9 protein-coding genes are annotated in these 12141 nt (G+C 69.7%); 4 read left to right on the top strand and 5 right to left on the bottom strand.

Going from position 1 to position 12141, the window contains the following annotated elements; translation table 11 throughout:
* A partial coding sequence (locus tag PLC66_RS10745; RefSeq protein ID WP_324540189.1) for a sensor histidine kinase occupies positions 1 to 251 on the top strand: 251 nt, incomplete at its 5' end.
* A gap of 76 nt (positions 252 to 327) precedes the next feature.
* On the opposite strand, the gene PLC66_RS10740 is transcribed toward PLC66_RS10745, so the two are convergent.
* The 3 genes from PLC66_RS10740 to PLC66_RS10730 form a co-directional block, all read right to left on the bottom strand.
* The gene (locus PLC66_RS10740; protein WP_324540191.1) at positions 328 to 2031 is read right to left on the bottom strand and encodes a cation acetate symporter; all 1704 of its coding nucleotides are present in this window, start codon (positions 2029 to 2031) and stop codon (positions 328 to 330) included.
* Positions 2032 to 2042: 11 nt separating this feature from the next.
* Positions 2043 to 2351, bottom strand: coding sequence for a DUF485 domain-containing protein (locus tag PLC66_RS10735; protein WP_324540187.1), 309 nt, complete (start codon positions 2349 to 2351; stop codon positions 2043 to 2045).
* Between the two features lie 187 nt (positions 2352 to 2538).
* The gene (locus PLC66_RS10730; protein ID WP_324540185.1) at positions 2539 to 3783 is read right to left on the bottom strand and encodes an Eco57I restriction-modification methylase domain-containing protein; all 1245 of its coding nucleotides are present in this window, start codon (positions 3781 to 3783) and stop codon (positions 2539 to 2541) included.
* Positions 3784 to 4063: 280 nt separating this feature from the next.
* Here PLC66_RS10730 and PLC66_RS10725 point away from each other — a divergent pair, with 280 nt between their 5' ends.
* The 3 genes from PLC66_RS10725 (at position 4064) to PLC66_RS10715 (ending at position 8420) form a co-directional block, all read left to right on the top strand.
* The gene (locus PLC66_RS10725) at positions 4064 to 6985 is read left to right on the top strand and encodes an AMP-binding protein (protein WP_324540183.1); all 2922 of its coding nucleotides are present in this window, start codon (positions 4064 to 4066) and stop codon (positions 6983 to 6985) included.
* Between the two features lie 84 nt (positions 6986 to 7069).
* On the top strand, positions 7070 to 8047 hold the full coding sequence (gene cysK, locus PLC66_RS10720) for a cysteine synthase A (protein ID WP_324540181.1): 978 nt from the start codon (positions 7070 to 7072) through the stop codon (positions 8045 to 8047).
* Between the two features lie 19 nt (positions 8048 to 8066).
* Positions 8067 to 8420 carry a DUF488 domain-containing protein gene (locus PLC66_RS10715; RefSeq protein WP_324540179.1) on the top strand — a complete coding sequence of 118 codons (354 nt, stop codon included), beginning with the start codon at positions 8067 to 8069 and terminating at the stop codon, positions 8418 to 8420.
* Between the two features lie 16 nt (positions 8421 to 8436).
* Here PLC66_RS10715 and PLC66_RS10710 read toward each other — a convergent pair whose 3' ends face one another.
* Both PLC66_RS10710 and PLC66_RS10705 read right to left on the bottom strand, forming a co-directional pair.
* Positions 8437 to 10440 carry an acyl CoA:acetate/3-ketoacid CoA transferase gene (locus PLC66_RS10710; RefSeq protein WP_324540178.1) on the bottom strand — a complete coding sequence of 668 codons (2004 nt, stop codon included), beginning with the start codon at positions 10438 to 10440 and terminating at the stop codon, positions 8437 to 8439.
* Between the two features lie 22 nt (positions 10441 to 10462).
* Positions 10463 to 11854, bottom strand: coding sequence for a GntP family permease (locus PLC66_RS10705; RefSeq protein WP_324540176.1), 1392 nt, complete (start codon positions 11852 to 11854; stop codon positions 10463 to 10465).
* Positions 11855 to 12141 lie beyond the last annotated feature (287 nt).

Raw genomic sequence — 12141 nt, 5'->3', positions numbered from 1 at the left:
AGGTCGTGCTCGAGGTCAGCGACGACGGCCCCGGCATCCCGCAGGCGGTGCGCGAGCGGGTCTTCGAGCGCTTCTACCGCCACGCCGCCGACGGTCAGCTCAACGCCGCCAGCGGCAGCGGTCTCGGTCTGTCGATCGCACGCGAGATCGTGCGGGGTCACGGTGGGCAGATCGACATCGCCGATGGGCCGGACGGCCGCGGCACCTGCGTGCGCGTGCGTCTGCCGGCCCACAAGGCAACGGGGCGGTGAGCCTTCGCCCACCGCCCCGCGCCTGCCGCTGCCCCCCGCCGACGCCCCCGAGGGGCGCCGTCGAGCGGATCAGGCCTCAGTGTGCCGACGCCGCCGCCGCACCGATGCCGGTTTCCGAGCGGACCTTCTGCGCCAGGTAGCCGGCGCGGTCGGCGCGGGCCAGCGCGCTCCGGTCGAGGATCGAGAACAGCCAGATGCCGATGAAGCCCGCCGCCATCGAGAACAGCGCCGGCGACGCGTAGGGGAACAGCGCCGAACCCTTGGGGTTGCCCAGCGTGGCTTCCCACACCGACGGCGACACGACGGTCAGCACCACCGCGGTGATCAGGCCGATGAAGCCGCCGATGGTCGCGCCGCGGGTGGTGCAGTCCTTCCACAGCACCGACATGAACAGCACCGGGAAGTTGGCCGAGGCGGCGATCGCGAAGGCCAGCGACACCATGAAGGCGATGTTCTGTTTCTCGAAGGCGATGCCCAGGATGACCGCGATGAAGCCGAGCACCAGGGTGGTGATGCGCGACACCCGCAGTTCCGAGGCCGAGTCGGCGTTGCCATGCTTGAACACCGTGGCGTAGAGGTCGTGCGACACCGCCGAGGCGCCCGACAGGGTCAGGCCGGCGACCACCGCGAGGATGGTCGCGAACGCCACCGCCGAGATGAAGCCGAGGAACACGTTGCCGCCGACCGCGTTGGCGAGATGGATCGCCGCCATGTTGCCACCGCCGATCAGGCCGCCCTTGGCGTCGAGGAAGTCCGGATTGGTCGACACCAGCACGATCGCACCGAAGCCGATGATGAAGGTGAGGATGTAGAAGTAGCCGATCCAGGTCGTCGCCCAGAACACCGACTTGCGCGCCTGCTTGGCGTCCGGCACGGTGAAGAAGCGCATCAGCACGTGGGGCAGGCCGGCGGTGCCGAACATCAGCGCCATGCCGAAGGAGATCGCCGAGATCGGGTCCTTGATGAAGGAGCCCGGGCCCATGATGGCCTGGCCGATCGTCGACGCTTCCTCGGCCGTCTTGCCGCCGGCGCTGGCGACTTCGGTCTTGATGCGGACCGCGTCGGCGAACATCGCCTCGGGCGAGAAGCCGTAGCTCAGCAACACCATGAAGGCCATGAAGCTGGCCCCGGCAAGCAGCAGACAGGCCTTGATGATCTGCACCCAGGTGGTCGCGGTCATGCCGCCGAACAGCACGTAGATCATCATCAGCGCGCCGACGATGAGCACCGCCATCCAGTACTCGAGGCCGAACAGCAGTTTGATGAGCTGGCCCGCGCCGACCATCTGCGCGATCAGGTAGAAGGCCACCACGACCAGGGTGCCCGAGGCCGCGAAGGCACGGATCGGGGTCTGCTGGAAGCGGTAGGCGGCGACGTCGGCGAAGGTGAACTTGCCCAGGTTGCGCAGGCGCTCGGCCATCAGGAAGGTGATCACCGGCCAGCCGACCAGGAAGCCGATCGAGTAGATCAGGCCGTCGTAGCCGTTCATCATCACCGCGGCCGAAATGCCGAGGAAGGAGGCCGCCGACATGTAGTCGCCGGCGATCGCCAGGCCGTTCTGGAAGCCGGTGATGCCGCCACCGGCGGTGTAGAAGTCGGACGCCGACTTGGTCTTCGCCGCCGCCCACTTGGTGATGTAGAGCGTGCCGAGGACGAACACGCCGAACATCATGATGGCCGTCCAGTTGGTGGCCTGCTTCTCGGCCTGGCCGAGATCGCCGCCCGCGGCCAGCGCCAGCGAGGACAGCAGGGCGAGCGCGAGCCCGCCCACGAGTTTCATGTTCGTCGCGCTCACTTGCTGCTCTCCTGCACGATTTCGTGGGTCAGGCGGTCGAACTCGGAGTTCGCGCGACGCACGTAGAAGCCGGTGATGAGGATGGTGAAGAAGATCACGCCGAGCCCGATCGGGATGCCGACCGTGGTCACGCCCTCGCCCAGACGCGCGGAGAGCAGCTCCTTGTCGAAGGCGATGATGGCGATGTAGCCGTAGTACACGACCATCATGATCGCGGTGAGGATCCAGCCGAAGCGCGAGCGCGTGCTCACGAGCTGCTGGTACTTGGGGTTGGCGGCGATCCTCGCTGCCATGTCGTTTTCCATGTCTCTCTCCTTCAGCGGTGAAAGCACCGGACGGCCGCCCGGTTACCGACACATTAAGGAGGGAAGGCTTACATTCCGCTTACGCAGTCATAAAAAACTTCTTTATTAACAGATACTTAATGGAATCTTAGCGAAACCTTGCAGCGCCCTGCCGCGCCGCGCAAGACGAGCCCGCGAAGGCCCGGCCTCAAGCCGCCGGCAGGAACTCGGCGAAGGCCGCCGGCAGCGGCGCGTTCTCCAGGCTGCGCTGGGTGAACAGGAAGCGGCCATCGCAGACAAAGCCGAGATCCGCCCAGTCGACCGCATTGAGCGCATCGCGGAAGGCCTCGATGTCCACATCGGCCCGCAGCGGAAACACCGCCATCACCGCGCCGTCGTAGTCGGTGCACGGGTGCACGAAAAAGGGTCGCGCCACCCGCGTCTTGCCGTTCACATAGACACGCGGCTGGGCGCTGCGATGGTGCATGCGCCCCCACATCCACCAGTTCGATTCATCGAACTTCGTCACCTTGCGCTGCAGCAGGCGGGCCTTGTGCGGCACCAGCACCTCCGGTGGCGGCCCGCCCGGCTCGCTCCAGATCATGCGCCGCGTCTGGCCGGTGCTGACGGTGGAGGAGCACACGAAGTCGCGGTTGCCATGCACCGCGTCCGTGTACAGCTCATCCGCCCCCGACACCGCGCCGACCTTGACGAAGGCCACGTCCGACAGCCGCAGCGGGTAATCGCCACGGGCGAACATCAGGTGTCCGGCGCATTCGATGAAGTGGCGCGTCTCCCACGCCGGCGCGGCGAGCGCCACGGCGAGCTCGTCGCCGACGCCGATCTCGCAGTAGCGCATCTCGCGCGTGCTGCAGCCTTTCTCGAAGCGCCAGATCAGGCAGTTCGGCACCGCATCGGCGAACACGCGCGCATCGCCGAGCTCGATCGCATCGGTGATGCTGCCGGCCTCGAACAGCAGGCGGTTGAGCTTGACCGCCGAGGTCGCCTTGAGGAAGTCGCGCGGCGTGATGAAGATCAGCTCGCCACCCGGCTTCAGGTGGCGCAGACACTTGTCGATGAAGAACAGGTAGAGGTTGGCGCGGCGGTCGAGGCAGCGTCCGAAGTGGCCGCGCGCGATCAGCGCCTGCGTCGCCGCGGGGATGTCCTGGCAGCGCACATAGGGCGGGTTGCCGATGATGGTGTCGAACTGCTCGCGCTCGGGATAGGCGAAGAAGTCGATCGCCTGCGCACCGGGCGGGCAGTGGTCGGGGTCGAGCTCGAGCCCGACTGCGCCCGGCAGGTGGCGCAGGAAGGCGCCATCCCCACAGGAAGGCTCCAGCACGCGGCCGTTATTGCGGCGCAGCGCCAGCATCGCGCGTACCACGGGCTCCGGGGTGAACACCTGCCCGAGTGCGGCGACATCGCGCAGGCCGAGTGCGAGCTGATCAGCCATGGCGGACTCCCGGGCGGGGCCGGAGGCGACAGCGGGGCGCGTTCGAGCGCGGCAAGGGGCGATGTGGGGCGTCGAGCAACATGGGCCGCGATCTTACCAAGCGGCGCGAGCGCCGGGTGAGCGGGCTGCGGGCGGGGGCGGCGCGCCGGTCGTGCCGTGCTGGAAGCCGTCGCGTACGCCGATTGCGTCCGCCCTCGTGCCTGGACGCCCCACTGGCTTGCCCTGCGCCCCCTGCGGCGCTAACGTGAGCCCTCTCCTGGCATGCATGAGGAATCCCTGGATGCCCCTCCCCAAGGCGGCCGACCCGCAGGATGCGGGCGCCCTGCTGGCGCTGATCGACACCCTGGTGCGCGAGCTGCAGCCCGGCGCCCAGCGCCCGGCGAGCCTGGACAGCGCGCTCGACCGCGAGCTCGGCCTCGACAGCCTGAGTCGTGTCGAGCTGCTGGCCCGCATCGAGCGCCAGTATGGCGTGCATCTGCCGGCCGAGGTGCTGGGTGCGGCCGAGACCCCGCGCGACCTGCTCGCCGCGATTGCCCACGCCCGGACAGCGGAGCACGGGGGCTCGGACGCGGGCAGCAGCACGCTGCGCCAGGCGCTGCCGCCCGCCCAGGCTGCCCCTGAAGCCGCTGCGGATGCCGATGCCGGAGGCGCCGGCGATGAGCTGCCCGAGGCCGCCCGCAGCTTGCTCGAGGTGCTCGACTGGCACCTCGCCCGTCACCCGGCGCGCACCCACGTCAGCTTCTACGCCAGCGAGGATCGGCTCGAGACGATGAGCTACGCCGAGCTCGCCGACGGCGCCACGCGGGTGGCCGACAGCCTGCGCGGCCTGGGCGTGCGGACGGGCGACTGCGTCGCGCTGATGCTGCCCTCGGGGCTCGATTTCTTCCGTTGCTTCTTCGGCATCCTGCGCGCCGGCGCGGTGCCGGTACCCATGTACCCGCCGGCGCGCCCCAACCAGCTCGAGGAGCACCTGCGCCGCCAGGCCGGCATCCTGCGCAACTGCGAGGCGCCGGTGCTGATCACCTTCGACCGCGTGCGCCCGCTGGCACGCATGCTCGCCGGACTGTCGCCCGCCCTCGCCCACGTCACCACGCCGGCCGAACTGGCCACCCACGCCCACCCGCAGTCCAGCGCCGGCAGCCATGGCGGGGCGCATCCGGCGCGCGCGGGCGAGCTCGCGCTGATCCAGTACACCTCCGGCTCCACCGGCGACCCCAAGGGCGTGGCGCTGAGCCATGCCAACCTGCTCGCCAACATCCGCGCCTGGGGCCAGGCCGCCGCGCTGAGCGCGCGCGACGTGTGCGTGAGCTGGCTGCCGCTGTACCACGACATGGGCCTGATCGGCACCTGGCTGGGCAGCCTGTACCACGGCCTGCCGCTGATCCTGATGTCGCCGCTGGACTTCCTCGCCCGCCCCGAGCGCTGGCTGTGGGCGATCCATCGCCACCGCGGCACGGTCACCGCCGCCCCCAACTTCGCCTTCGAGCTGTGCGTGAAGCGGCTCGCCGACCAGGACCTCAGCGGCCTCGACCTGTCGAGCTGGCGTCTGGCGGCGAACGGCGCCGAGCCGGTCAATCCGGACACGCTGGCGCGCTTTGCCACCACCTTCGCCCCCTACGGCCTGGACCCGGGCGCCCTGATGCCGGTGTACGGCCTCGCCGAATGCTCGGTGGGCCTGTGTGTGCCGCCGCCCGGCCGCGGTGTGGTGGTGGATCGGGTCTCGCGCACGGCGCTCACGTGCGAAGGCAAGGCGCGGCCATGGTCCGCCGCAGCGGACGGCGCGCGTGGGGAGGGGAACCGGGATGGGGACCGGGATGGGGATGGCCGCGCGGGTGACGCGGCGCGCATCGTGTCCTGCGGCCCGGCCCTGCCCGGCCACGCGCTGCGCATCGTCGATGGCGAGGGCCGGCCGCTGCCCGAGCGCCAGGTCGGCGCGCTCGAGTTCCGCGGCCCCTCGGCAACCGCCGGCTACTACCGCAACCCGCAGGCCAGCGCCGCGCTGTTCCACGACGGCTGGCTGGCGACCGGCGACCACGCCTATCTCGCCGATGGCGAGCTCTACATCACCGGCCGGGCCAAGGAGATGATCATCCGCGCCGGCCGCAACATCTACCCTTACGACCTCGAGCAGGCGATCGGCGAGCTGCCGGGCGTGCGCAAGGGCTGCGTCGCGGTGTTCGGCGTGCAACGCGAACAGGCCGGCGAGGAACGCCTGGTGGTGGTGGCCGAGACCCGCCTGCAGGATGAGGCCGCACGCCGGCAGCTCGAGCAGCGCATCGTCGCGGCGGCGATGGACCAGCTCGAGCTCGCCCCCGACGAGATCGTGCTGGCGCCGCCACACGCAGTGCTCAAGACCTCGAGCGGCAAGATCCGCCGCGCCTCGGTGCGCGCCGCCTATCTCGACGGCAGCCTCGGGGCGCCGGTGCGCGCCGCCTGGCTGCAGATCCTGCGCCTGCAGGCCGCCAGCCTGGGCGGACGACTGCGCGCGCTGCCAGGCGCGCTCTACGCCGGCTGGGCGTGGGCCGGCTTCGCCCTGCTCGCCCCGCTCACCGTGCTCGCCCTCGTCGGCCTGCCACGACTCGAGCAACGCTGGGCGGTCGCGCACCGCCTCGCCCGCCTGTACCGCTGGTTGTGCGCCTGCCCGCTGCGGGTCGAGGGCCTGGCGCAGCTGCCCGCCGGCAACTGCGTGGTGGTGGCCAACCACGCCAGCTACGTCGACGGCGTCGTGCTCGCGGCGGCGCTGCCACGACCGGTGCGCTTCGTGGCGAAGGCCGAATTCCGCGCCAGCCGGCCGCTGCGCACATTGTTCGAGCGCCTGGGCACCGTCTTCGTCGAGCGCTTCGATACCTTGCGCGGCATCGAGGATGCGCACGCGCTCGGCACGCACGCCGGGGAGGGCGTGCCGTTGCTGTTCTTCGCCGAGGGCACCTTCGGCCCGCGCGAGGGCCTGCAGGCCTTTCGCCTCGGCGCCTTTCAGACCGCCGCGCGCCTGGGCCTGCCGGTGGTGCCGGTGGCGCTGGCCGGCACCCGCAGCGTGCTGCGCGATCGCAGCTGGTGGCCCCGCCGCGGCGCACTGGCGGTGACCGTCTGCCCCCCGGTGCAGCCCGCGGGCGAGGACTGGCACGACCTGCTCGCCCTGCGTGATGCGGTGCGCGCGCAGATCCTCGCCCACTGCGGCGAGCGCGATGCCAGACCAGACTGAAGCCGCCACAGCCGACCCCGCAGGGCGGGATGCTTGCCTATACTCAGGAAGCCCGCTACTCCATCCACGCACGAGGACAGCCCCATGCCCCACTGGTATCAAGACAATGCCGACTCCATCGGCCACACCCCGCTCGTCCGCCTCAACCGCATCGTCGACGGCGCCCCGGCCACCGTGCTGGCCAAGATCGAGGGCCGCAACCCGGCCTACTCGGTCAAGTGCCGCATCGGCGCCTCCATGGTCAAGGACGCCGAAGCGCACGGCCGCCTCGGCCCGGGCAAGGAGATCGTCGAGCCCACCAGCGGCAACACCGGCATCGCGCTCGCCTTCGTGTGCGCCGCACGCGGCATTCCGCTGACGCTGACGATGCCCGAGACGATGAGCATCGAGCGGCGCAAGCTGCTCGTCGCCTATGGCGCGAAGCTGGTGCTGACCGAAGGCGCCAAGGGCATGAGCGGGGCGATCGCGAAGGCCAACGAGATCGTCGCCGGCGACCCCGGGCGCTACGTGCTGCTGCAACAGTTCGAGAACCCGGCCAACCCGGCGATCCACGAGACCACCACCGGACCCGAGATCTGGAACGACACCGACGGCGGCATCGACATCCTGGTCTCCGGCGTCGGCACCGGCGGCACCATCACCGGCGTGTCGCGCTACATCAAGCGCACGCGCGGCAAGACCATCCAGTCGGTGGCGGTGGAGCCGGCCGCCAGCCCGGTGCTGACGCAGACGCTCGCCGGCCAGCCGCTCGCCCCGGCGCCGCACAAGATCCAGGGCATCGGCGCCGGCTTCGTCCCCAAGGTGCTCGACCTCGAGCTGGTCGACAGCGTCGAGCAGGTCAGCAACGAGGACGCCGTGCTGTATGCACGCCGGCTGGCGCTCGAGGAAGGGATCCTGTCCGGCATCTCCTGCGGCGCGGCGGCGGCGGTCGCGGTGCGGCTGGCGAAGAAGCCCGAGAACGCGGGCAAGACCATCGTCGTGATCCTGCCCGACTCGGGCGAGCGCTACCTGAGCTCGATCCTGTTCGAGGGCATGTTCAACGACAGCGGCATGGCCATCTGAGCACGCCGTGGAGCTGCGCGTGCGCCGCGTCTACGACCCCCCGGCAGCGACCGACGGCTGTCGGGTGCTGGTCGACCGGCTGTGGCCACGCGGGCTCACGCGCGAAGCCGCGCAGGTCGACCACTGGCTGCGCGAGCTCGCGCCCTCCAACGAACTGCGCAAGTGGTTCGCCCACGAGGCCGCACGCTGGGCCGAATTCCGCCATCGCTACGGCGAGGAATTGCAGGCCCCGGCCGCCGCCGAGGCGCTCACCGAGCTGCGCCGCCTGATCGCCACCCAGCCGGTGCTCACCCTGCTCTACGGCGCCCGGGATTCCGCGCACAACAACGCCGAGGCGCTGCGCCAGTGGCTGCAGGGCAAGCCCGCCGGCTGACGCAGGGGGCTGCGCGTCAGCCAGCGCCCAGCCGGCGCCGCGCCTCGCTGGCGCTTTCGTAGAAGTGTGCCGGAATGCGCCGCTTCTCCAGTTCCTCGCCGAGCTTCATGCGCAGGAAGCCGTTGGCGGTGTAGCGCGTGACGGTGCGGTAGTGCGCATCCATAAGGCCCTTCACCATCTCGACGTAGTCGTCCACCCGCTCGGGCACGATCGAGAAGCGGTCGTAGTTGACCACGGCATCGACCTTGCGTCCGAGCGGCGCGAGCGCGGCGCAGACCGCGTCGCGGATGTCGGCGATGTCCTGCGGCGTGCGCACCGACAAGCCCTCGAAATCGATGAAGAACACGTCCTGCTGCGCATCGTAGGACAGGCGCTGGGCGAGCGGAATGTCGAGCAGGTCGTGGCGCAGCCCCATCGGCGCGTCGGCGAAGATGCGTGCGTCCATCAGCGCGGGCGGACGCTTGATCACCGGCATGAAGTCCATGCGATCGAGGATGTCGCGCTGCAGGTCCACGCCGGGCGCGATCTCGATCAGCTCGAGGCCCTCGTCGCCCAGGCGGAACACGCAGCGCTCGGTGACGTAGAGCACGTCCTGCTGCCACTTCACCGCCTGCGGCCCGCTGAAGGTGCGGTGCTCGACCGCGTCGACGAACTTGCGCGCCTCGCCGTCCTGCACGATGCGCAGGCCTTCGTTTTTCACCGCCACCTGTAACGCGCCGGCGGTGAAGGTGCCGACGAAGACCACCTTCTTGGCGTTCTGCGAGATGTTGATGAAGCCGCCTGCCCCGGCGAGCCGCGGCCCGAACTTGGACACGTTGAGGTTGCCCTCGCGGTCGGCCTGGGCGAGGCCGAGGAAGGCGATGTCCAGGCCGCCGCCGTCGTAGAAGTCGAACTGGCTGGGCTGGTCGATGATGGCCTGGGTGTTCACCGCCGCGCCGAAGGACAGTCCGCCGGCCGGGATGCCGCCGATCACGCCGGGCTCGGCGGTCAGCGTCAGCAGGTCGATGACCTGCTCCTCGGCGGCCACGGCGGCGACGCCCTCGGGCATGCCGATGCCCAGGTTCACCACCGCGTCGGGCTTGAGTTCCATCGCCGCACGGCGGGCGATGATCTTGCGCGCGCCCATCGGCATCGCGCCGATCGCCGACATCGGCACCCGGATCTCGCCGGCGAAAGCCGGGTTGTACTGCTCGGCATAGGTCTGCATGTGGTGCTCGGGGCGCTCGGCCACCACCACGCAGTCGACCAGCACGCCGGGCACCTGCACCTGGCGGGGATTGAGCGAGCCGCGCTCGGCGACGCGCTCGACCTGCACGATGACGATGCCGCCGGAGTTGCGTGCGGCCATCGCGATCGCGCGCGCCTCCAGCGTCAGCGCCTCCTTTTCCATGGTGACGTTGCCGTCGGGGTCGGCGGTGGTGCCGCGGATGATACCGACGTGGATCGGGAAGGCCTGGTAGAAGAGGTAGTCCTCGCCGTCGATCGGCATCAGCCGCACCAGCTCGGTGGTAGTGCGCGCGTTGAGCTTGCCGCCGCCGAAGCGCGGATCGACGAAGGTGCCCAGCCCGACCCGGGTCAGCGTGCCGGGCTTGCCCGCGGCGATGTCGCGGAACAGATGCGAGATCACCCCCTGCGGCAGGTTCCAGGCCTCGATGCGGTTGTCCACCGCGAGCGCCTGCAACTTGGGCACCAGGCCCCAGTGGCCGCCGATCACGCGCGCCACCAGGCCGTCGTGGCCGAGATGATTGAGGCCGCGGTCCTTGCCGTCGCCCTGGCCGGCAGCGTACACCAGCGTCAGGTCGCGCGGCGCACCGCGGCCCTCGGCACCGGCTTCGCCGCCCTCGAGGAAGCGTTCCTCGAGGGCGATCGCGATGCTCTCGGGGAAGCCGATGCCGACGAAGCCGCCGGTGGCGACCGTGTCGCCGCTGCGGATCAGGCGCACTGCCTCGCGCGCCGACACGATCTTGCCGGTGTCGGCCGCGCGCAGCGAGGCGGCCATCGGATGGGTGGTCGTACTCATGCGGATCTCCTCCTCGCGACGGTCAGAAGCTGCCGAACAGCGTGCCGAGGGTGATCACCACCACCAACGCGACGAGCGGGAACACCACCGTGTTCATGGCGATGAAGCCGTAGGACTCGCGATGGGTCAGGCGGCAGATCGACAGCAGCGAGATCACCGCGCCGTTGTGCGGCAGCGAGTCCATGCAGCCCGAGGCCATGGTGGCGATGCGGTGCAGCAGCTCGGGGCTGATGCCGGCGGCGTTGGCCATGGCGAGATACTCGGCGCCCAGCGTCTTCAGCGCGATCGACATGCCGCCCGAGGCCGAGCCGGTGATGCCGGCGAGCACGTTCACCGCCACCGCCTCGGAGATCAGCGGGTTGCCCGGTGCGATGCCGAGCACCAGGTCGCGGATCACGACGAAGCCGGCGAGCGAGGCGATCACGGTGCCGTAGCCGACCTCGGTCGCGGTGTTGAGGATGGGCAGCATGGAGCCGAAGGAACCCTCGTTGACCGTCTTCATCAGGTTGGCCCAGCGCGTCCAGTGCAGCACCACCAGCAACATGATGGAAGCCGACAGCGCGACGATGATCGACCAGATACCGATCAGCGAGCGCGCATCCTGCAGGCCGCCGAACTCCGGCTTGGCGAGATAGCTGTGGTCGAGGTTGGGCAGCACCTGCTTGGCCATCAGGAAGTTGAGGCCGATCACCACCAGGATGGGCAGCAGCGCGATCCAGAAGCCCGGGCGCGGCGCATCCGCCGGCTCGCTGTCGGGCTCGCCGCTGTGGTGGCCGTAGCCTTCGCCGGCCGCCATCAGCTTCTTGGCCTGGCCGCTCAGCCACCAGGTGCCGAGGCCGAACATGATCAGGCCGCCGATCAGGCCGAGGCCGGGCGCGGCGAAGGCGTCGGTACCGAAGAAGGGGCTGGGGATCGCGTTCTGGATCGCCGGCGTGCCGGGCAGCGCGGTCATCGTGAAGGTGAAGGAGCCGAGCGCGATGGCCGCCGGGATCAGCCGCTTCGGAATGCCGGCCTCGCGGAACAGCGCCGCGCCGATCGGATACACCGCGAAGGCGACCACGAACAGCGACACGCCGCCGTAGGTCAGGATGCCGCAGGCGAGCACGATCGCCAGGATCGCACGCTGGCTGCCGACCTTGGCGACGATGGCGTGGGCGATCGCGCGTGCCGAGCCTGAGTCGTCCATCATCTTGCCGAACAGGGCGCCGAGCAGGAACAGCGGGAAGAATTGGATCACGTAGCCGCCCATGGCCTTCATGAAGACCTGGGTGTAGGTCGGCAGCAGCATCGCCGCCTCGCCCGACATCAGCACGGCGAACAGCGCCAGCAGCGGCGCCAGCAACAGGACACTGATGCCGCGGTAGGCGAGATACATCAGCAGTGCGAGAGACAACAGAATGCCTAGAGTGCCCATGGGGCTTCCTCCTCCTGGATGGTGTTTTTGGGGTTTTCAGCCGCAGTCGGTGCTGCAGTCCACCATCAAGAGCAGCAAGCGTGCCAGCCCACTCGCAGTGATCGCTCGGGCACGACGAGGGACTCACGCGTCCGCCTGCATGGCCTGCCCTGATTGGGCTATCGAATCCGTTTATTCCCAATTGTCATTGGCGCGAGCCCTGCTCGGATGGCCGAGCAATTGTCCAGAAGAATGGACATGACCAGGAATTCGGACACAAACTGGAGGACGGTCCAGATTTCTGGACA

It is taken from the genome of Thauera sp. (assembly GCF_035444905.1).
Lineage (GTDB): Bacteria > Pseudomonadota > Gammaproteobacteria > Burkholderiales > Rhodocyclaceae > Thauera.
The sequence above is the reverse complement of the archived record's forward strand: the minus strand, read 5'-3'. Positions and strand labels throughout refer to the sequence as shown.

Bases quoted from the DNA above. Each gene is read 5' to 3' on its own strand.
- PLC66_RS10710 (WP_324540178.1), bottom strand. From the start codon at position 10,440: ATGAGTACGACCACCCATCCGATGGCCGCCTCGCTGCGCGCGGCCGAC.
- PLC66_RS10735 (WP_324540187.1), bottom strand. From the start codon at position 2,351: ATGGAAAACGACATGGCAGCGAGGATCGCCGCCAACCCCAAGTACCAG.
- PLC66_RS10740 (WP_324540191.1), bottom strand. From the start codon at position 2,031: ATGAAACTCGTGGGCGGGCTCGCGCTCGCCCTGCTGTCCTCGCTGGCG.
- PLC66_RS10705 (WP_324540176.1), bottom strand. From the start codon at position 11,854: ATGGGCACTCTAGGCATTCTGTTGTCTCTCGCACTGCTGATGTATCTC.
- cysK (WP_324540181.1), top strand. From the start codon at position 7,070: ATGCCCCACTGGTATCAAGACAATGCCGACTCCATCGGCCACACCCCG.
- PLC66_RS10725 (WP_324540183.1), top strand. From the start codon at position 4,064: ATGCCCCTCCCCAAGGCGGCCGACCCGCAGGATGCGGGCGCCCTGCTG.
- PLC66_RS10730 (WP_324540185.1), bottom strand. From the start codon at position 3,783: ATGGCTGATCAGCTCGCACTCGGCCTGCGCGATGTCGCCGCACTCGGG.